We start from the raw sequence: 20208 nt of genomic DNA, 5'->3' as shown, positions 1-20208 counted from the left end.
GAGCATGAACATTTCGCGGCCCTTTATCGAACGCCCTGTGGCCACCACCTTGATGATGGTCGCGGTGCTGTTGCTCGGCCTGTTGGGGTATCACCTGCTGTCGGTGTCGGCATTGCCGGAGGTGGATTACCCGACCATCCAGGTGTTCACCCAGTACCCCGGCGCCAGCCCGGACGTGGTCAGTTCTTCCATTACCGCGCCGCTGGAGCGCCAACTCGGCGAGATGCCGGGCCTTAAATCGATGAACTCCACCAGCTCCGACGGCGCCTCGGTGGTGACCCTGCAATTTGACCTGTCGTTGTCCCTGGACGTGGCGGAGCAGGAAGTGCAGGCCGCGATCAACGCCGCGGGCACCTTCTTGCCGGCCAACCTGCCGTACCCGCCCGTGTACAGCAAGGTCAACCCGGCGGATGCGCCGGTGCTGACCCTGTCGCTGACCTCCGATGTATTGCCGCTGACCAAGGTCGAAGACCTGGCCGACACACGCCTGGCGCAGAAGATCTCGCAGATCACTGGCGTCGGCCTGGTGACCATCAGCGGCGGCCAGCGCCCGGCGGTGCGGGTCGAGGCGAACACCTCGGCGCTCAACAGCCTGGGCCTGTCCATCGATGACCTGCGCACCTCCCTCGGCACGGCCAACGTCAACCAGGCCAAGGGCAACATCGACGGCAAGTTCCAGGCATATTCGATTGGCGCCAACGACCAGCTGCAATCGGCCGAGGAATACCGCGACCTGGTGATCGCCTATAAAAATGGCGCCCCCATTCGCCTGTCGCAGATCGCCAGCTCCACCCAGGGCCCGGAGAACCCGCGCCAGGCCGCGTGGACCAACAGCACGCCGTCGATTGTGCTGAATATCCAGCGCCAGCCCGGCGCCAACGTGATCCAAGTGGTTGACCGTGTGCAGCAATTGCTGCCCAAGCTGCGGGCGAGTTTGCCGGGCACCTTGAAGGTCGATGTGCTCACCGACCGCACCCAAACCATCCGCGCCTCGGTCACTGATGTGCAGTACGAACTGGCCATGGCCATCGCGCTGGTGGTGATCGTGATTTTCGCGTTCCTGCGCAACGTGCCGGCCACGATCATTCCCGCCGTCACCATTCCGCTGACGCTGGTGGGCACCCTGGCGGTGGCCTATGCGTTGGGCTTCTCCCTGAACAACCTGACGCTGATGGCGCTGACCATCGCCATCGGGTTTGTGGTGGATGACGCGATCGTGATGATCGAAAACATCACGCGTTATATCGAGGCCGGCGACTCACCGCTGGAGGCGGCGCTCAAGGGCTCGGAGCAGATCGGGTTCACGATTATTTCGCTGTCGATTGCGCTGATTGCAGTGATGATCCCGCTGCTGTTCATGGGCGATGTGGTCGGCCGGCTGTTCCGCGAATTCGCCATGACCGTGGCCGTGACCATCGTTATTTCAGCCTTCATTTCGCTGACTCTCACGCCAATGATGTGCGCGCGGATGCTCAAGAATAAGCACGAGGCGCGCCGTGCGGATTTCTTCGACCGCATCAATACCCACTACGTGCGTGGCCTGGATTGGGTGTTGGCACACCGCACGCTGACGCTGATCTCGATAGCACTGACCGCTGCGCTGACCCTGTTGATTCTGGTGATCATGCCCAAGGGCTTTTTCCCCGAGCAGGACACCGGCCTGATCCAGGGCATTTCCCAGGCGGCGCCGACGGTTTCGTTCCAGCAGATGCAGACCGAACAGCAACGCCTCGCCGCCCGGATCCTCAAGGACCCGGCGGTGCAAAGCCTGTCGTCTTTCGTGGGTATCGACCAGACCAACCCGACCATCAACCAGGGCAACCTGCTGATCAACCTCAAGCCGCGCGGCGAGCGCGACAGCGCCAGCGACGTGATCCGCCGGCTCTCCGATGCCAATGCCGACGACGCTGGCATCCGCCTGTACCTGCACTCGGTACAAGACTTGACGCTCGACGCCACGGTGTCCACCACCAGCTACCGCCTGGGCCTGCAAGCCACCGACCCGGACGAGTTGGAAACCTGGACCACCAAGCTGCTGGCGGCGATCAAGCAAGACCCAATGTTCACCGATGTGCAAAGCCAGGCGATGCAGTTCGGCAACCAGATCCAGCTGACCTTTGACCGTGCTACCGCCTCGCGACTGGGCATCACGCCCCAGGCGATCGACGATGTGCTGTACGACGCGTTTGGCCAGCGCCAGGTTTCGACTATCTACACCCAGCTCAACCAGTATCACGTGGTGATCGCCACCGACCACCCGCCGCGCAATTTGCCGGACTTGCTCACGGGTTTGTACGTGGATATTCCGGGCGGCGGTGTCGCGCCGCTGTCGAGCATGGCGACCATGCAGGTGGTGCGCGCGCCCGTGACTATCAACCGTTTGGGCCAGTTTCCCTATGCCGACGTGTCCTTCAACCTCGCCCCCGGCCAGACCCTTGGCGCGGCCGTGACGCGGCTCAAGGACATTGAGGCCAAGGTCGGCTTGCCGCTGTCGGTGCAGGCTAACCTGGAAGGCGCGGCGGCAACGTTCGAGCAGTCGTTGTCGAACCAGGTGTTCCTGGTGGTGGCGGCGATTGTGGTGGTGTACCTGATGCTGGGGATTTTGTACGAGAGCTTCGTGCACCCGGTGACGATCCTTTCGACGCTGCTGTCGGCGGCGCTCGGGGCCTTGTTGGCGCTGCTGGTGACCGGCACGCAGTTCGACATTATCGGCTTGATCGGCATTGTGCTGCTGATCGGCATCGTGATGAAAAACGGGATCATGATGGTCGACTTTGCCCTGGAGTTATTACGCGAGGGCGGCCTGAGCCCGACGGCTGCGATCCGCCAGGCGGCGGAGTTGCGGTTCCGCCCGATCCTGATGACCAGCATGGCGTCGCTGTTCGGCGCGGTGCCGCTGGCGCTGGGGACCGGGATTGGCTCGGAGCTGCGTCACCCGTTGGGCATCGCGATTATCGGCGGGCTGCTGTTGAGCCAGCTGCTGACGCTGTTTTCCACGCCGGTGATCTTCCTCGCCATGCACGGCCTGGGGCAGCGTTTCAGTCGCCAGCCGGCTGAAGCGGTCTGATGGCAATGAACCTCAGCGCGCCGTTCGTTCGCCGCCCGATTGCAACCACGTTGATGGCAGCCGGCCTCGCGCTGTTTGGCGCGCTGGCCTTTATGCTGCTGCCGGTGGCGCCGCTGCCGGAGGTGGACTTCCCGACCATCAGCGTCAGTGCCTCGTTGCCCGGCGCCGATCCCACCACGGTCGCCAGTTCAGTGGCAACGCCCCTGGAGCGCCAGTTCGGGCAGATCGCCGGGGTCACGCAGATGACTTCGTCCAGCAGCCTCGGCTCGGCACGGATCATCCTGCAGTTCGACCTGAACCGCGACATCGACGGCGCCGCCCGCGACGTGCAGGCGGCGATCAATGCGGCGCGCAGCAACCTGCCCAGTGACCTGTCCGGCAACCCGACGTACCGCAAGGTCAACCCGGCGGATTCGCCGATTTTGATCATCAGCCTGACCTCCGACAGCGCCACGCCGGGGCAGATGTATGACGTGGCCTCGACCCTGCTGGAGCAGCGGCTGTTACAAACCACCGGCGTCGGCGACGTGACCGTGGGCGGCGGCGCGCTGCCGGCGGTGCGGGTGGAGTTGAACCCCGACCGACTCAACCAGTACGGCGTCAGCCTGGAGCAGGTGCGCCAGGTGATCAACGCCTCCAACGTCAACCTGCCCAAGGGCAATGTGGCGATTGGCGACCGCAACTACGGCATCGCCGCCAACGACCAGTTGCTCAACGAGGAAGACTACGGGCCGCTGGTGGTCAAGGCGCACAACGGCGACCTGATCCATATTTCCGACCTTGGCTACGTGCGCGAAGACGTGCAGGACCTGCGCAACTTCGGCCTGTCCAACGGCAAGCCGGCGGTGTTGCTGGTGGTGTTCAAGCAGCCGGGCGCCAACGTGATCGAGACGGTGGACGCGGTGAAAGCCTCGCTGCCGTTTCTGCAAAGCTCGATTCCGGCGACGATCAAGCTCAACTTGCTGATGGACCGCACCACCACCATTCGCGCCTCGCTGCATGACGTCGAGATCACGTTGCTGGTGTCGATCCTCTTGGTGACCCTGGTGACGTTCGGCTTCTTCCGCGACTGGCGCAGCACCCTGGTGCCGGCGATTGTGGTGCCACTGTCGTTGCTCGGCACCTTTGGCGCAATGTACTTCCTCGGTTACAGCCTGAATAACCTGTCCCTCATGGCGCTGACCATTTCCACCGGCTTTGTGGTGGACGATGCGATTGTGGTGGTGGAAAACATCATGCGCCACCTGGAGCGCGGCAAGACCCGGGTCGAGGCCGCGCTGGCCGGCGCCCAGGAGGTGGGTTTCACGGTGCTGACCATCAGCGTGTCGCTGGTGGCGGTGTTTATTCCGCTGCTGCTGATGGGCGGGATTGTCGGGCGGCTGTTCCGCGAGTTTTCGGTGTCGTTGTCGGTGGCCATCGTGATCTCGATGCTGATCTCGCTCACCGTCACGCCGATGCTTGCCAGCGTGCTGCTGCGCGCACCGAAGGAAGTACACGAAGGCAACGAACACCCGGACTCACGCTTTCACCGTTTCTACGATCGCACCCTCGGTTGGGTCATCGACCACACGGTGCTGATGGGTTTTGTGACGGTGCTGGTGATCGTGCTCGCCGGCGTGTTGTACGTGCTGGTGCCCAAGGGCTTTTTCCCCCAGGAAGACACCGGGCGCTTGCAGGGCAGCATCCTGGCGAACCAGAGCATTTCCTACGGGGCGATGCAAAAGGACTTCACCGAGATCAACCGCAAGGTGATGAAGAACCCGAACATCGAAACCGTGGCCGGGTTTGTCGGCGGTGGCGGAGGGGGTGGCGGGGCGGTCAACAGCGCACAGATGTTTGTGCTGCTCAAGCCGCTGGGCGAGCGCAACGACAACGCCACTGAAATCATCGGCCAGATCCGCCACAGCCTTGGCGACCTGCCGGGCACCAAGCTGTATTTGCAGTCGGCCCAGGACATCACCGTGGGCGGCCGGCAAAGTGGCGCGCAATACCAATACACCCTGACCGCCGATGACCAGGAGTCGCTGGATGAATGGGTGCCCAAGGTGGTGGCGGTGCTGCGTAAATTGCCGCAACTGACCGACCTCAATACCGACCAGCAAGACAACAGCCTGCTGGCCAATGTGCAGATCAATCGCGACACGGCGGCGCGCCTCGGGGTGAGTGTCTCGGCGGTCGACCAGACGCTGTACGACGCCTTTGGCCAGCGCCAGGTCGCGACCTTGTACCGCGCGGCGAACCAGTACCACGTGGTGATGGAAATCGCCCCGGAGTATTGGACCGACCCTTCGGCGCTCAAGGGTATTTATGTGCCGACGGGCACCCAGGCCACCGCCACCAAAGGCACCACGGTGGCGCCCAACCTGAGCACTTCGCAAACTCTGGTGCCGCTCTCGGCACTGGCGGATAACACGGTGGCGCGCACCGCGATTTCCATCAGCCACCAGGGCACGTTCCCGGCGGTAACGGTCTCATTCAACCTGGCCCCCGGCACGTCCATCGGCCAGGCCACCGCGATGGTCGACGATGCGGTGAAGCAGCTGCGCATGCCGGCCAGTGTGGTCGGCCAGTTTGCCGGCACGGCCCAGGTGTTCCAGTCGTCGGTGGCCAGCGAGCCGTTGCTGATCGTCGCTGCGCTGCTGTGTGTGTATATCGTGCTGGGCATCCTCTATGAAAACCTGACGCACCCGCTGACCATCCTTTCTACCTTGCCTTCGGCGGGCGTCGGCGCGTTGATTGCCTTGCTGCTGACCGGCACCGAGTTGTCGATCATTGCCCTGGTGGGGGTGATTCTGTTGATCGGCATCGTGAAGAAAAACGCGATCATGATGATTGATTTTGCAATCACCGAGCGGCGGGAGTTCGGCCTCACGGCCAAGGAAGCGATTCGCCGGGCGTGCCTGATCCGCTTCCGACCGATCATGATGACTACCCTGGCGGCGATCCTCGGCGCACTGCCGCTGGTGCTCGGCACCGGCTATGGTTCGGAGCTGCGCCGGCCGTTGGGGATTTCGATTATTGGTGGCCTGCTGTTCAGCCAGGTGCTGACGCTGTACACCACCCCGGTGATCTACCTGTGGCTCGACCGGGCGTCACAGCGCCTGGGTCGGCGTAAGGAAGCAAGGTTATGAACGTGAAATACAGCGTACTTTGCATCAGCCTGCTGCTCGGCGGCTGCATGGTCGGGCCCGATTACCAGAAGCCCGCCATGGAGCTGCCGCAGACCTTCAAGGAAGGCGCCCAGTGGCAGCGCGCGGCGGCCAACCCCCAAGGGGCGATGGACAGCCAATGGTGGCTGGCCTATCAGGACCCGGTGCTGAACGACCTGGTGGCGCGCTCGTCCAAGGCCAACCAATCGATCATCGCGGCCGAGGCGGCTTACCGTTTGGCCCAGGCGCAGGTGGCGTCGAGCCGGGCCGGGTTGTGGCCTACCGTCGGCGTAGGGTTGTCGGGTTCACGGGGTTCGGCAGGTAGCGGCAGTAGCACGTCGACGACCACCACCACCACTTCGGGCGGGGTCTCGAACAGTGTGAGCGCGACCTTGACCGCCAGTTGGGAGCCGGACCTGTGGGGCCTGGTGCGGCGCGGGATAGAGTCCAGCCAGGCCACGGCCCAGCAATCGGATGCATTGCTGGCTGGGGTGCGGCTGTCCATCAGTTCCAGCGTGGCCAGCAACTACCTCGCCCTGCGGCAGATGGATATCGATGTGCGCCTGCTGCAACAGCAACAGACCATCAACCAGAAGTTGCTCGACATGATCCAGGTGCAGTTCACCCAGGGCGTCGCCACCAACGACCAGTTGCTGGTGGCCCAGGACCAACTGACCACCTCGATTGCCGACCTGCAGACTTCGCTGCGCGACCGTGAACAATACGAACACGCGCTGGCCGTGCTGGTGGGCGTGGCGCCCAGCGAGTTTGCCGTGGCGGCGCGGGATGACTACACCTTTGTGCTGCCGCGCCCCCCTTTGACCTTGCCCTCGACCCTGTTGCAGCGGCGTCCCGATGTGGTGGCGGCGGAGCGTTCGGCCGCGGCGGCCAACGCCAAAATCGGTGTGGCTGAAGCTGCATTCTTCCCGACCCTGGACCTCACCGCCGAAGTCGGCTATCGCGGCAGCGCCCTGGGCGGGTTGTTCTCGCTGCCCAACCGGATCTGGACCCTGGGCCCGGCGCTGGCGGAAACGCTGTTTGATGGCGGCGCCCGTGAAGCGGCGGTCAAGCAGGCCGAGGCCAGCTATGACCAGATCGCCGCGACCTACAAGGGCACCGTGCTTAGTGCCTTGCAAAACGTCGAAGACAACCTGTCGGCGATCAACCATCTGCAAACCCAGGCCGACGCCTTCCAGCAGGTGTATCAGCGCAACCAGCAACTGTTCGGCAGCCAGGAGGCGCAACTGCGCGCCGGCACCGTCAGCCAGGAGAATGTACTGACCCAGCAACTGGTGTTGCTGCAAGCCGAGCAAAACCTGCGTGATACCCAGGGCCAACTCAGCCAGGGCAGTGTGGCGTTGATCCAGAGCCTTGGCGGCGGGTGGCAAACCCCTCGGCACTGAACGGCTCGCTAACCCGGTGTGCACCGCGTTATTCTCGGCGCACTTTGAATCACGGGAAGCCCGAGCCATGGCAGGAAGCAGTTTGCTGGTATTGATCGACGATATCGCCGCAGTGCTCGACGATGTGGCGTTGATGACCAAGATGGCCGCGAAGAAAACCGCCGGCGTGTTGGGCGATGACCTGGCGCTGAATGCCCAGCAAGTCTCCGGGGTGCGCGCCGAGCGAGAAATTCCGGTGGTGTGGGCGGTGGCGAAGGGCTCGTTCGTCAACAAGCTGATCCTGGTACCCGCCGCCTTGCTGATCAGCGCGTTTGCGCCGTGGGCGGTCACGCCGTTGTTGATGCTGGGCGGTGCTTACCTGTGTTTTGAGGGCTTCGAAAAGCTCGCGCATACCTTTTTGCACCGGCGCACCGAAGAGCAGGCACACCTGGTGGAAGCCGTGGCGGACCCGGCCACAGACCTGGTGGCCTTCGAGAAGGACAAGATCAAGGGCGCGATCCGTACCGACTTCATCCTCTCTGCCGAAATCATCGCCATCACCCTCGGCACCGTGGCCGATGCGCCGCTGATGCAGCAAGTGATCGTGCTGTCGGGCATCGCCATCGTCATGACCATCGGCGTCTACGGCCTGGTGGCCGGCATCGTCAAACTCGATGACCTGGGCCTGTGGTTGACCCAAAAGCCCGGCCAGGCAGCGCGCAGCATTGGCGCGGCGATTTTGCGGGCGGCGCCCTACATGATGAAAAGCCTGTCGGTGATCGGCACGGCGGCGATGTTCATGGTCGGCGGCGGCATCCTGACCCATGGTGTGCCGGTGGTGCATCACTGGATCGAGACGGTGAGCCAGAGTACCGGTGGCCTGGCGTGGCTGGTGCCGACGTTGCTTAATGCGGTGGCGGGAATCATTGCCGGGGCCGTGGTCCTGGCGGTTGTCAGTGTGGCGGGTAAGCTCTGGAAACGGGCGAGGGCGTAGGCACTTGATCGAACGACGGCAATTCAGCGGGGGCATGAAAGGCAAGAACCTCCGTTACCTGAATGAAAAACCCGGTGAAGCTCGTCAAACGGTGCGTGCGGGATTTGTGTTGCTCGAGCATTTCTCGCTGCCTGCGTTCACCCAGGCGCTGGATACGCTGATCACCGCGAACCTGCTGCGGCCTGCGTCGTTTTCTACCTCGACCTTCGGCTTGCAGGAAGGAGAGGTCACCAGCGATCTGGGCCTTGTGATTCGGCCCGATGCGCGGCTTGAGTCTTCGGTGCTTAAAGAATTGGACCTGCTGGTGATTTGCGGTGGCTACCGCACCGAACTCAAGGCCAGCGAAGAATTCGTCCACCTGCTCAAAAGCGCCTCGGAGCAGGGTGTGAGCCTGGCCGGGTTGTGGAATGGGGCATGGTTCCTGGGGCGTGCAGGTTTGCTGGGTGGCTACCGCTGCGCCGTGCACCCGGAACATCGCCCGGCCCTGGCCGATTTCTGCAAGGCGACGCAGGTCAGCAGTGAGCCGTATGTGATTGACCGCGACCGGCTGACGGCATCGAGCCCGTCGGGGGCGTTTCATATGGCGCTGGACTGGATCAAGGGGCTCTACGGCAAGGCGTTGGTGGAGGGCATCGAGGACATCCTGGCGTTTGAAGAGTCGCGCTACCGGCGGGTCAAGCCGACGGAAAATATCTGCTTGAGCGCGCCGTTGCGCGAGGTGGTCAACCTGATGGATGCCAACCTCGAAGAGCCTCTGGAGCTTGAGCAACTGGCGGTGTATGCGGGCCGCTCCCGGCGGCAGTTGGAGCGCTTGTTCAAGGAACAGCTTGGCACCACGCCGCAGCGTTATTACCTGGAACTGCGCATCACCGAAGCCCGCCGGTTGCTGCAACACACTGAGCTTTCCCAGGTGGACGTGCTGGTTGCTTGCGGGTTTGTCTCGCCGAGTCATTTCAGCAAGTGCTACAGCGCGTACTTTGGCTACAGGCCGTCCAAAGAGAAGCGCCTGGTCAAATAGCTGAACACGGCCAGTTCAGAAGGCACTGAAGATCAAATGTGGGAGCTGTGGAGCCCCAGCGAGGCTGCGATCGGATCGCTGCGGTGCAACAGGTACACCGAGGTGATCCCATCGCAGCCTCGCTGGGGCTCGACAGCTCCTACAGGAACCCGCCGAAGGCTACTCGGCGATCTGCAACTTGCGCGCCTCGGTGTACACGTAGCGCACCTTTTCATACTCGAACGGCGAGTTCATCTGGCCGTAGCGGAAGCTGGTCTGGTAGCGCCTGTCGACAGCGCGCAGGGCCCAGATTTCCGGGTGGTTTTCGCTGACCTTGGACACGTTCAGGAAGTTGACCTCGGTCTCGGCACCGTAGTCCACCAGCAGGCCGGTAGTGTCTCGCAGGTTCGAGGGACCAAACAGCGGCAGCACCAGGTAGGCGCCGCCCGGTACACCGTAGAAGCCCAGGGTCTGGCCGAAGTCTTCGCTCTGGCGCGGCAGGCCCATGGCGGTGGCCGGGTCCCACAGGCCGGCGATGCCGAGGGTGGTGTTGAGCAGCAGGCGCCCGGTGGTTTCCAGGGAGCGATGGCCCTTGAGCTGCAGCAGGCTGTTCAACAGGTTGGGCACATCCCCCAGGTTGTTGAAGAAGTTGCTGACGCCGGTGCGCAGAAAGCTCGGGGTGACGTAGCGGTAACCGTCCACCACCGGCAGGAACACCCACTGGTCGAAGCGGTAGTTGAAGTGGTAGACCCGGCGGTTCCACGACTCCAACGGGTCGTAGACGTTCAGGGCGTTGACCGACGAACGCTCGAACTCACGCTGGTCCAGGCCGGGGTTGAACTTGAGGTGGCTCAGGGGTTCCTTGAAGCCATCGGAGTCGACCACGGTTGGTGTGTGGGCCTTGCTGTTGTCGGCATTGGCCACGCCCGCGCACATCAGGGCGGCGAGCAGCAAAAGATATTTAGCCACGGAAGAACTCCAGCATGGCGTCGGCGTTGACGCGGTAGTTGAGGTTGCCGCAATGGCCGCCCAGGGGGTAGACGGTCAAGCGATCGCCGAAGGTTTTACGCAGGAAGCCAAGGTCGCCCGGGCCCAGGATCACGTCGTCGGCGTTGTGCATGACGGCGATTTTCGGGCTGTCGTGCAGGTAGTCCTTGAGGGCATACAGGCTGACCTGGTCGACCAGTTGCAACAGGCTGCCGCCGTCGGAACGGGCGCGCCACATCGGGATCACCTGTTCGGTGAGGTAGCAGTCGAAGTCGCACTGCAGCGCACGCTTGAGGAATGGCGTGAGGCTGGTGCCTTCGCTGATCGGGTACTTGGGCGGGATGATCAGGCCGCGACGGTTGATCAGGTCTGAAGTGAAGGCAATGTCGGCCGCCGAGAAGCGGAACGAGGTACCGATCAGCATCGCCATCTGTTCGTTGGTCAGGTGTTCCTTGGAATTCTGGAAGTCATAGAGCAGGGCATCGTTGAGGTCGATGTAGCCCTTTTGCTGGAAGTAGCGGGTCAGCTTGTTCAGCACCAGCTCATAAAAGGTGGTGCTGTTGTTGATGCCCTTGACCTCGGTCTGTACCAGCTTGTCGAGGTTGGTGATGGAGGTGTAGAGGTTGACCGGCGGGTTCAGCAGCAGGACTTTCTTGAAGTTGAAGCTGCGACGGGTTTCGTCCAGCTTGCTGACGAAAGCTGCGTCCAGGGCGCCGAGGCTGTAGCCGGTGAGGTAGAAGTCGGTCACGGGCAGCGTCGGGTTTTGCGCACGTACGGCCTGCATCACGCGGTACATGTCTTCGGCGTCTTCCTGGCTGATGCCGGGGGTGGCGAAGCGCGAGGCGGCGGCGATAAAGTCGAAGCTGGTGGGGGACGACAGCTGGACGACGTGGTAACCAGCCTTGTAGTAGAGCTTTTTCAGGTATTCGTTGATGGTGCTGTCAAAGCGTGCGCCGGTGCCGGCGATCAGGAAGATCAGTGGCGCGGCGCGGTCTTGCTTGGCGATGCGGTAGGTGAGTTTCTTCACGGCCCAGAAGTTGTCGGGCAGGCTGAACTCGCGCTCGGGGCGCATCGTCAGGGTGTAGTCGGACTGATTGATTTCATCGTCCGACGGCAGTTCCGGCCGCAGGTTCGGCGGGGTGGTGGCGATGGTTGCTTCAAACGGGTTGGTCAAAGGGTAGCCATAGCTGGCCTGGTCGATATCGACCGCCAGTGCTGACGCACTTAGAAAAAGGCTGCCCAACAGGGCCGCACAGCGCAAGGAACGGAGCATGACTAAATCCCTAAGAGGAAAACGTGCTGAATGGAGTTCGCAGGCTATGACCACCGCGTTGCTGCCGAAGTGCCAGCCCTCGGCACTAAAAGTCGGAAAAAACGTCGGAATCGGGGTAATAGTAGCCAGACGATACACTTTGGCACGCTCCAATGAATACTTATCTGTTACCAAGCCTTGCCAACGGCTGCCGGGGGATTAAGCTGGGCGCCGTTTTCGTCTATCGGAGTGCCCCATGTCCCGCCGTTTTTCGCTGATGCTGTTGCTTATTGCCCTGCCGCTTTGGCTGGCCGCCAGTTATGGTGCGCGTTATGGATTCATGGAAGACGGCCGTTGGGTGGGCATCTGTGCTGACGAAGCCAGCCGCTGGGAATGCCAGGTGCGTTCCAACCTGGGATTGATGATTCACTTCAAGGTGATGGGCTGGGCGGCATTGGTGGCATCGGTGCTGGCGTTTTTTGTGCCGGGACGCGTCGGATGGGGGTTGGCTGTGTTGGCGCTGGTGTTCGGGTTTCCGGCGTTGGCGTTGTACAACACGACCTTTGCGGTGTTTGCGGTGGTGATTGCGGGACTGCGGTTGGTCAGGGCGCCTCGGGCAGCCTGACAGGGCCTCATCGCAGGCAAGCCAGCTCCCACATTTGACCGTGTTCACAGTTCAAATGTGGGAGCTGGCTTGCCTGCGATAGCGGGCTTAAGCCTTGCGCACCCGCAGGCAACGCCACAACGCTGCAACCATGAGCAGGCTCACTACCGCCCAACCCCACGCCTGCTGGTTCATCAACCCTTCGCGGTACAGCTGCGGCGCAATGCCGGCACCGATGATGAACGCCAGCAGCGCGATCTCCCGCCGCAGCCCGCTCACCGGACGCACCAGGTACACCAGCGCCGGCAGCACCAGCGCGGCACTCGGGAAGCTGCGATAACGCGGGTCAAACACCAGCGCCAGCATCATCACGGCACCGGCAAACCCGGCGATTGCCACCAGCCAGCCGGCGCGCTGCTCAAGCCAATTGAAGGCACGTTCACGCCAACCTTCCCGTGCACTCAAGGCCAGCGCGGCGTGGGCCAGGACGGCGAGGTTCAGGGCCACCAGCAATCCGGCCCACACCCACTCATCGGTGAAACGCGCCGTTACCCGGTTCAGTTCGGCCCAGGTGCCGATCGAGCAGGCTGCCACTGCGCCCAGCAAGGGCAACAACAACGCTGCACGGGTGCTGCGCACGCGGCCACCCAGGGCCAGGGTGCCCAGCAGGATAATCCCGCCAACCCCCAGCCAAAGCGGCCAGTACGGCACATTGGTCACCGGGCCGGCCAGCACGCCCTTGTCGTGGCGATCTGCATCAAACAAACCCCAGTAACCCCCCACCGCACCTTCGCTGGCGCGTTTCCAGGGCTGGTCAAACGCTTCAATCAGGTTGTAGTGCCAGCCATTGGCCTCGGCCATGGCCACGAACCCGCGCATGAATTTCGCTTCGTTGACCCGGCTCGGCACCGCGGTTTCCCGCTGGCGGCCTTCGCTCGGCCAGCCGGTCTCGCCGATCATCACGTCCTTGGGGGCGAACTTGTTGCCGAAGGTCTGGCGCACGTCGCCCACATGCTTGAGTGCCTGGTCGATGCCCGAAGGGTCATCTTCCCAGTAAGGCAGCAAGTGTATGGTCAGGAAATCCACCGCCGGGGCGATTTCCGGGTGTTGCAGCCAGAACTCCCACACATCGGCGTAGGTGACTGGTTGCTTGATCTGGCTTTTGACCTGCTGGATCAACTTGACCAACTGCGCCGCGGTGACTTCCTTGCGCAACAGGGTTTCGTTACCCACGATCACCGAGGTGACGACGTCGGGGTTGGCGTTGGCCGAAGCGATCAGTGCATCGACTTCCTTGGCCGTGGCCACCGGGTCACTGCTGACCCACGCGCCGCTCATCAGTTTCAGGCCGTGTTTGCGCGCCAGTTCCGGCAGGTCTTCAAGGCCGGTCTGGGAGTAGGTGCGAATGCATTCAAAACGGGTGGCCAGCAACGCGAGGTCGGCGTCCATGCGCTCGGGGCGCAGGGTGAACGGTTGGTCGAACGGCGATTGGTCTTTGTCGAACGGCGTATAGGACGCACATTGCAGCTTGTGGCTGGCGCTGGCCACGTCCGGCAGCACCACCGGTTGGCCAAGGCCATACCAGTAGCCGCCGAGGGCCAGCACACCGAGGATCAGGGCAAATAAATAGGGCAGGAGCGGGAAGCGTGCAGTCGCGGGCATGATCAGGCCGTCTGGGGGCAAAGGCGCGCATCTTACCCGGATTTGTGCCGTCCCAGTGGGGCCGCATAATTTTGACATGCAAAGTTCGGGCGGGATCGTCGGTCAATCTCCTACAAATCGGCCTGCTGGCGATGTGATGTCGTTTCTTGCTTACCTGAGGTCGCAGTCAGAGCAGGTCGCTTGTGGCAGCAGGTTGATTATCGAAGTGTCAGCCCTCCACTGATGAGGCACCCGCATGATCGATGCGCGTGAAGGGGGCGCGGTGCACCACATAACAACAGGTTGACGTCGCTCGGCATCCGCCGGGCGCAGCACTTTCGGGGAAGCACTATGAAGATGCGACGACTCTTGGGCGCAGCTGCCACGCTGGTAGTTGCGATGAGCTCCACACTGGCCAGCGCCGACAGCAAAACCCTGAGCATCGGCTATGTGGATGGCTGGTCGGACAGCGTTGCCACCACCTTTGTTGCGGCAGAAGTGATCAAGCAAAAGCTCGGTTATGACGTGAAACTGCAAGCGGTGGCCACCGGGATCATGTGGCAAGGCGTGGCCACCGGCAAACTCGACGCCATGCTCTCCGCCTGGCTGCCGGTGACCCACGGTGAATACTGGACCAAAAATAAGGACAAGGTGGTCGACTACGGGCCCAACTTCAAGGACGCCAAGATTGGCCTGATCGTGCCTGAGTACGTGAAAGCCAAATCCATCGAAGACCTCAAGACCGATACCACCTTCAAGAATAAAATCGTCGGCATCGACGCCGGTTCAGGCGTGATGCTCAAGACCGACGAAGCGATCAAGGCCTATGGCCTGGACTACAAGCTGCAAGCCAGTTCGGGCGCGGCAATGATCGCCGAGCTGACCCGTGCCGAAGACAAACAGGAATTCATTGCGGTCACCGGTTGGGTGCCACACTGGATGTTCGCCAAGTGGAAACTGCGTTTCCTGGATGACCCAAAAGGAATTTATGGTGCTGCTGAGACCGTCAACAGCATCGGCAGCAAAGGCCTGGAAAAGAAAGCCCCGGAAGTCGTGGCGTTCCTGAAGAAATTCCAATGGGCCTCCAAGGATGAAATCGGCGAAGTGATGTTGGCGATTCAAGAAGGCGCCAAACCTGAAGCAGCGGCCAAGGACTGGGTGGCCAAGCACCCTGAACGTGTCGCCGAGTGGACCGCTAAGTAAGTCTCTTGTAGGAGCTGGCTTGCCTGCAATGCAGACGCCTCGGTGCACCTGATGTATCGAGGTGATCCCATCGCAGGCAAGTTCGGCTCCCACATTATTTTGCCCCCGCAGTTATTCCTGCGCCTTCAATATCCCTCGCTACACTCCTTCTACTACTAAGGTCGTCTGGAACCTGTTCCTCAGCCGCATACAGTGGATATGTTCCAATAATAAAAAGCTGTGCTGCGAGGATAAAAACAATGAACGACAGCATTTACCTCTCGATTCAAAACAGCCCGCGTTTCAAGGAGCTGGTCAGTAAAAGAGAAAAGTTCGCCTGGATTCTCTCGGCGATCATGCTAGGGCTTTACTCCGCTTTCATTCTTCTGATTGCCTATGGGCCACAAATACTGGGGGCCAAGATCAGCCCCGGTTCGTCTATTACCTGGGGAATCCCGATTGGGGTCGGGCTGATTGTTTCAGCCTTTATCCTTACCGCAATCTACGTACGACGCGCCAACGGCGAATTTGACGACCTGAACAATGCGATTCTCAAGGAGGCTGCGCAATGATCCGTCGTCTATTGGCTGTACTCGGTGCTTCGGTCTTTGCACCCGCTGTTTGGGCGGCGGAAGCATTGACCGGCGAAGTGCATAAACAACCGCTGAATATTGCAGCGATCCTGATGTTCGTGGCTTTCGTCGGCGCGACCTTGTGCATTACTTACTGGGCGTCCAAGCGCAACAAGTCGGCGGCCGACTACTACGCGGCTGGCGGCAAGATCACCGGGTTCCAGAACGGTTTGGCGATTGCCGGCGACTACATGTCGGCAGCGTCCTTCCTGGGGATTTCCGCGCTGGTGTTCACCTCCGGCTACGACGGCCTGATCTACTCGATCGGCTTCCTGGTGGGCTGGCCGATTATTCTGTTTCTGATCGCCGAGCGCCTGCGCAACCTGGGCAAATATACGTTTGCCGATGTGGCGTCCTACCGCCTGGGGCAAACCCAGATCCGCAGCCTGTCGGCCTGTGGCTCTTTGGTGGTGGTGGCGTTCTACCTGATCGCGCAGATGGTCGGCGCGGGCAAGCTGATCCAACTGCTGTTCGGCCTTGATTACCACGTTGCGGTAATCCTGGTAGGCATCCTGATGTGCCTCTATGTGTTGTTCGGCGGCATGCTGGCGACCACCTGGGTGCAGATCATCAAGGCGGTTCTGCTGCTGTCCGGTGCCTCGTTCATGGCGCTGATGGTGATGAAGCACGTCAACTTCGACTTCAACATGCTGTTTGCCGAGGCGATCAAGGTTCACCCTAAAGGTGAAGCGATCATGAGCCCGGGCGGCCTGGTAAAAGACCCGATTTCGGCGTTCTCCCTCGGCCTGGCACTGATGTTCGGTACCGCCGGCCTGCCGCACATCCTGATGCGCTTCTTCACCGTGAGTGACGCGAAAGAAGCTCGCAAGAGCGTGCTGTATGCCACTGGCTTCATCGGCTACTTCTACATTTTGACCTTCATCATCGGCTTCGGCGCGATCCTGCTGGTCAGCACCAACCCGGCGTTCAAGGATGCTGCAGGTGCCTTGCTCGGCGGTAACAACATGGCGGCGGTGCACCTGGCCAACGCGGTGGGCGGCAGTATCTTCCTGGGCTTCATCTCGGCCGTGGCGTTTGCCACCATCCTGGCAGTGGTTGCCGGTTTGACCCTGGCGGGTGCTTCGGCGGTGTCCCATGACCTGTACGCCAGCGTGATCAAGAAAGGCAAGGCCAACGAGAAGGATGAGATTCGTGTATCGAAGATCACCACTATCGCCCTGGCAGTGCTGGCCATTGGTCTGGGTATCCTGTTTGAAAGCCAGAACATCGCGTTCATGGTCGGCCTGGCGTTCTCCATTGCCGCCAGCTGTAACTTCCCGGTGCTGCTGCTTTCCATGTACTGGAAAAACCTCACCACCCGCGGCGCAATGATTGGTGGCTGGTTGGGCTTGGTCAGTGCCGTTGGCCTGATGATCCTTGGTCCAACCATCTGGGTCTCGATCCTGCACCATGAGAAGGCGATTTTCCCTTACGAATACCCGGCGCTGTTCTCGATGATCATTGCGTTCGTCGGTATCTGGTTCTTCTCCATCACCGACAAGTCGGCGGCGGCAGAGAAGGAACGTGCGCTGTACTTCCCGCAGTTTGTGCGTTCGCAAACGGGGTTGGGCGCAAGTGGGGCGGTTTCTCACTAAGGGTTGTATCGAGATAGCTGTATAAGCTGCACTGACAAAAATGCCCCGGTCGAGAGACTGGGGCATTTTTTATGGCTGATTGCCTGCCTGGTGGGCTTCTGTGTTGAGGGGGCTTGTTTGTGGTGAGGGGGCTTGCTGTGGTGAGGGGACTTGCTGTGGTGAGGGGGCTTGTCCCCCGCTGGGCTGCGAAGCGGCCCCAAGATCCTGGGAGCGCTACGCACTCCAGCGGGGGGCAAGCCCCCTCACTACAAAGCTCCTCGGCACAAATCTGGCACAAATAAAAACGGCCTCCACCAGGGAGGCCGTTTTCAGTGCAACCAGGCAGCTAACTGCTTACTTGCGGTCTTCCAGCTTGGTAATGTCACGCGACTCGTAGCCGGTGTACAGCTGGCGCGGGCGGCCAATCTTGTACGGGCTGGAGAGCATTTCTTTCCAGTGGGAGATCCAGCCCACGGTCCGCGCCAGGGCGAAGATCACGGTGAACATGCTGGTTGGAATGCCGATCGCCTTGAGGATGATCCCCGAGTAGAAGTCGACGTTCGGGTACAGCGAGCGTTCGATGAAGTACGGGTCGGTCAGGGCGATCTCTTCCAGGCGCATGGCCAGTTCGAGTTGCGGATCGTTCTTGATGCCCAGTTCCTTCAGCACTTCGTCGCAGGTCTTTTTCATCACGGTAGCGCGCGGGTCGCGGTTCTTGTAGACCCGGTGACCGAAGCCCATCAACTTGAACGGATCGTTCTTGTCCTTGGCCTTGGCGATGAACTTGTCGATGTTCGAGACATCGCCGATTTCATCGAGCATGGTCAATACGGCTTCGTTCGCACCGCCGTGGGCAGGGCCCCACAGTGCGGCGATACCGGCGGCGATACAGGCGAACGGGTTGGCACCCGACGAACCTGCCAGACGTACGGTAGACGTCGAGGCGTTCTGTTCGTGGTCGGCGTGGAGGATGAAGATCTTGTCCATCGCCGCGGCCAGTACCGGGCTGATCGGTTTGATCTCGCACGGGGTGTTGAACATCATGTGCAGGAAGTTTTCCGCGTACGTCAGGTCGTTGCGCGGGTACATCATGGGTTGACCCATGGAGTACTTGTAAACCATTGCGGCCAGGGTAGGCATCTTGGCAACCAGGCGGATCGCGGAAATTTCGCGATGCTGCGGGTTATTGATGTCCAGGGAGTCGTGATAGAAGGCCGACAGGGCGCCGACTACGCCGCACATGACGGCCATCGGGTGGGCGTCGCGACGGAAGCCGTTGAAGAAGGTCTTCAACTGCTCGTGAACCATGGTGTGGTTCTTCACGGTGCTGACAAACTGGGCCTTTTGTTCAGCTGTTGGCAATTCGCCATTAAGCAGCAGGTAGCAGGTTTCCAGGTAGTCCGACTGTTCAGCAAGCTGTTCGATCGGGTAGCCGCGATGCAGCAAAATACCGTTATCACCGTCGATATAGGTGATCTTCGACTCGCATGAGGCGGTCGACATGAAGCCTGGGTCGAAGGTAAAACGGCCCGTGGCCGTCAGGCCCCGTACGTCGATAACATCGGGACCAACGGTGCCGGTTAAAATGGGCAGCTCGACGGGGGCTGCGCCCTCGATGATCAACTGCGCTTTTTTGTCAGCCATGTGGCCTCCTATTTATGCTTCAAATCATCAGACAGACCCCCCACGCAGGGCCCGCACCACTATAGTGAGATAAATTCAGATGTCAATTTGCCTAAAGTCTTGCTCCAGAAGGCTTTAACCGTACTTTTTCCTCGAAATTACCTGCCATTTACGCCTTTTATGCCGCCAGCGCAATGCGCTATTAGGGTGAGGAGTGCGCGTTGTCATTAGTTGCCTAACTGTCTATACTCGGCCTCCGACCGCCAGGGGCTTTTGGGCCCGTTTTGATGGGGGTCGCACTCCCTGGGTGGTGGTTACCTGACCAGTGCACTCCCCAACAACTTTGCCCTGATTGTTAGGGGCTCTTCAGTGTGAAAAAAAGCCGTGAATAGCCAACGACCTGTAAACCTAGACCTAAGGACCATCAAACTCCCCATCACCGGCGTAACGTCATTCCTGCACCGTGTATCCGGCATCATCCTGTTTCTTGGCCTGGGCATCATGCTTTATGCATTGAGCAAATCCCTGGGTTCGGAAGAAGGGTACGCCGAGGTGAAGGCATGCTTGACCAGTCCGCTGGCCAAATTCGTCGCCTGGGGCCTCCTGTCCGCTCTGCTTTATCACCTTGTGGCCGGTATTCGCCACTTGATCATGGACATGGGTATCGGTGAGACGCTGGAAGGCGGCAAGCTGGGCTCGAAAATCGTCATCGCCATTTCCGTGGTGCTGATCGTTCTGGCGGGAGTTTGGATATGGTAACCAGCGTTACGAACCTGTCGCGTTCGGGCCTCTATGACTGGATGGCGCAACGTGTGTCTGCGGTTGTTCTCGCGGCTTATTTCATTTTCCTGATCGGGTACCTCGCGGCGAACCCTGGCATTGGCTACGCCCAATGGCACGGCCTGTTCGCTCACAACGGGATGCGCATTTTCAGTCTGCTGGCCCTTGTAGCCCTGGGCGCTCACGCCTGGGTTGGCATGTGGACCATCGCGACCGACTACCTCACGCCAATGGCGCTGGGCAAGTCCGCGACAGCAGTACGGTTTCTCTTCCAGGCGGTATGCGGCGTTGCGATGTTCGCTTACTTCGTCTGGGGTGTGCAGATTCTTTGGGGTATCTGATTC

At 61.1% G+C, this 20208-nt stretch carries 15 protein-coding genes; 11 read left to right on the top strand and 4 right to left on the bottom strand.

Annotation, left to right across the window (positions count from 1 at the left end; translation table 11 throughout):
* Positions 1-4: 4 nt before the first annotated feature.
* From ACZRN6_RS26590 to ACZRN6_RS26570, 5 genes are all read left to right on the top strand, one after another.
* A complete protein-coding gene (locus tag ACZRN6_RS26590) occupies positions 5-3067 on the top strand; it encodes an efflux RND transporter permease subunit (RefSeq protein WP_464009223.1) in 3063 nt (1020 codons plus the stop codon).
* Between the two features lie 5 nt (positions 3068-3072).
* Positions 3073-6198 (top strand): efflux RND transporter permease subunit, encoded by a 3126-nt coding sequence (locus ACZRN6_RS26585; RefSeq protein WP_464009255.1) that lies wholly within the window; start codon positions 3073-3075, stop codon positions 6196-6198.
* Positions 6195-7619, top strand: a complete 1425-nt coding sequence (locus tag ACZRN6_RS26580; protein WP_464009222.1) for an efflux transporter outer membrane subunit — start codon at positions 6195-6197, stop codon at positions 7617-7619. The genes ACZRN6_RS26585 and ACZRN6_RS26580 overlap by 4 nt, the downstream gene beginning before the upstream one ends.
* Positions 7620-7686: 67 nt before the next feature.
* Complete coding sequence (locus ACZRN6_RS26575) at positions 7687-8592, top strand: DUF808 domain-containing protein (protein WP_322146507.1); 906 nt, start codon at positions 7687-7689, stop codon at positions 8590-8592.
* A gap of 34 nt (positions 8593-8626) precedes the next feature.
* Complete coding sequence (locus ACZRN6_RS26570) at positions 8627-9610, top strand: GlxA family transcriptional regulator (protein WP_322148728.1); 984 nt, start codon at positions 8627-8629, stop codon at positions 9608-9610.
* Between the two features lie 159 nt (positions 9611-9769).
* On the opposite strand, the gene ACZRN6_RS26565 is transcribed toward ACZRN6_RS26570, so the two are convergent.
* Positions 9770-10558 carry an MlaA family lipoprotein gene (locus tag ACZRN6_RS26565; protein ID WP_322146500.1) on the bottom strand — a complete coding sequence of 263 codons (789 nt, stop codon included), beginning with the start codon at positions 10556-10558 and terminating at the stop codon, positions 9770-9772.
* Positions 10551-11849, bottom strand: a complete 1299-nt coding sequence (locus tag ACZRN6_RS26560) for a serine protein kinase PrkA (RefSeq protein ID WP_010166231.1) — start codon at positions 11847-11849, stop codon at positions 10551-10553. Before ACZRN6_RS26560 ends, ACZRN6_RS26565 begins: the two co-directional genes overlap by 8 nt.
* 235 nt (positions 11850-12084) lie before the next feature.
* On the opposite strand from ACZRN6_RS26560, the gene ACZRN6_RS26555 reads away from it, so the two are divergent.
* Entirely contained in the window at positions 12085-12453 is a 369-nt protein-coding gene (locus ACZRN6_RS26555; RefSeq protein ID WP_322146497.1) for a hypothetical protein, read from the top strand.
* An 87-nt stretch (positions 12454-12540) separates the two neighbouring features.
* Here the strand turns inward: ACZRN6_RS26555 and ACZRN6_RS26550 are convergent, their stop codons facing one another.
* On the bottom strand, positions 12541-14094 hold the full coding sequence (locus ACZRN6_RS26550) for a glycoside hydrolase family 17 protein (RefSeq protein ID WP_464009221.1): 1554 nt from the start codon (positions 14092-14094) through the stop codon (positions 12541-12543).
* A gap of 330 nt (positions 14095-14424) precedes the next feature.
* On the opposite strand from ACZRN6_RS26550, the gene ACZRN6_RS26545 reads away from it, so the two are divergent.
* The 3 genes from ACZRN6_RS26545 to ACZRN6_RS26535 all read left to right on the top strand — a co-directional run bounded on the left by ACZRN6_RS26545 (position 14425) and on the right by ACZRN6_RS26535 (position 17482).
* Positions 14425-15276 carry a glycine betaine ABC transporter substrate-binding protein gene (locus ACZRN6_RS26545; protein WP_464009220.1) on the top strand — a complete coding sequence of 284 codons (852 nt, stop codon included), beginning with the start codon at positions 14425-14427 and terminating at the stop codon, positions 15274-15276.
* Between the two features lie 239 nt (positions 15277-15515).
* Positions 15516-15827 carry a DUF485 domain-containing protein gene (locus ACZRN6_RS26540; RefSeq protein ID WP_322146493.1) on the top strand — a complete coding sequence of 104 codons (312 nt, stop codon included), beginning with the start codon at positions 15516-15518 and terminating at the stop codon, positions 15825-15827.
* Positions 15824-17482: a cation acetate symporter gene (locus tag ACZRN6_RS26535; protein WP_322146491.1), complete on the top strand. Its 1659-nt coding sequence runs from the start codon at positions 15824-15826 to the stop codon at positions 17480-17482. Before ACZRN6_RS26540 ends, ACZRN6_RS26535 begins: the two co-directional genes overlap by 4 nt.
* A gap of 333 nt (positions 17483-17815) precedes the next feature.
* On the opposite strand, the gene gltA is transcribed toward ACZRN6_RS26535, so the two are convergent.
* Positions 17816-19105 carry a citrate synthase gene (gene gltA / locus ACZRN6_RS26530; protein ID WP_003210575.1) on the bottom strand — a complete coding sequence of 430 codons (1290 nt, stop codon included), beginning with the start codon at positions 19103-19105 and terminating at the stop codon, positions 17816-17818.
* 363 nt (positions 19106-19468) lie between these two features.
* Between gltA and sdhC the strand changes: the two genes are divergently transcribed.
* Positions 19469-19843, top strand: coding sequence for a succinate dehydrogenase, cytochrome b556 subunit (gene sdhC / locus ACZRN6_RS26525; protein WP_008433998.1), 375 nt, complete (start codon positions 19469-19471; stop codon positions 19841-19843).
* Complete coding sequence (gene sdhD / locus ACZRN6_RS26520; RefSeq protein ID WP_003210573.1) at positions 19837-20205, top strand: succinate dehydrogenase, hydrophobic membrane anchor protein; 369 nt, start codon at positions 19837-19839, stop codon at positions 20203-20205. The genes sdhC and sdhD overlap by 7 nt, the downstream gene beginning before the upstream one ends.
* Positions 20206-20208 lie beyond the last annotated feature (3 nt).

The sequence above is a fragment of the Pseudomonas sp. A125 genome (assembly GCF_055409485.1).
Note: the sequence above shows the minus strand (reverse complement) of the source record. Positions and strands in the feature narration are given on the sequence as shown.

Excerpts from the sequence above, each read along its gene's own strand:
- ACZRN6_RS26570 (WP_322148728.1), top strand. The coding sequence starts at position 8,627 with ATGAAAGGCAAGAACCTCCGTTACCTGAATGAAAAACCCGGTGAAGCT.
- ACZRN6_RS26575 (WP_322146507.1), top strand. The coding sequence starts at position 7,687 with ATGGCAGGAAGCAGTTTGCTGGTATTGATCGACGATATCGCCGCAGTG.
- sdhD (WP_003210573.1), top strand. The coding sequence starts at position 19,837 with ATGGTAACCAGCGTTACGAACCTGTCGCGTTCGGGCCTCTATGACTGG.
- ACZRN6_RS26580 (WP_464009222.1), top strand. The coding sequence starts at position 6,195 with ATGAACGTGAAATACAGCGTACTTTGCATCAGCCTGCTGCTCGGCGGC.
- ACZRN6_RS26545 (WP_464009220.1), top strand. The coding sequence starts at position 14,425 with ATGAAGATGCGACGACTCTTGGGCGCAGCTGCCACGCTGGTAGTTGCG.
- ACZRN6_RS26585 (WP_464009255.1), top strand. The coding sequence starts at position 3,073 with ATGAACCTCAGCGCGCCGTTCGTTCGCCGCCCGATTGCAACCACGTTG.
- ACZRN6_RS26535 (WP_322146491.1), top strand. The coding sequence starts at position 15,824 with ATGATCCGTCGTCTATTGGCTGTACTCGGTGCTTCGGTCTTTGCACCC.
- ACZRN6_RS26540 (WP_322146493.1), top strand. The coding sequence starts at position 15,516 with ATGAACGACAGCATTTACCTCTCGATTCAAAACAGCCCGCGTTTCAAG.
- gltA (WP_003210575.1), bottom strand. The coding sequence starts at position 19,105 with ATGGCTGACAAAAAAGCGCAGTTGATCATCGAGGGCGCAGCCCCCGTC.
- ACZRN6_RS26555 (WP_322146497.1), top strand. The coding sequence starts at position 12,085 with ATGTCCCGCCGTTTTTCGCTGATGCTGTTGCTTATTGCCCTGCCGCTT.
- ACZRN6_RS26590 (WP_464009223.1), top strand. The coding sequence starts at position 5 with ATGAACATTTCGCGGCCCTTTATCGAACGCCCTGTGGCCACCACCTTG.
- ACZRN6_RS26550 (WP_464009221.1), bottom strand. The coding sequence starts at position 14,094 with ATGCCCGCGACTGCACGCTTCCCGCTCCTGCCCTATTTATTTGCCCTG.
- ACZRN6_RS26560 (WP_010166231.1), bottom strand. The coding sequence starts at position 11,849 with ATGCTCCGTTCCTTGCGCTGTGCGGCCCTGTTGGGCAGCCTTTTTCTA.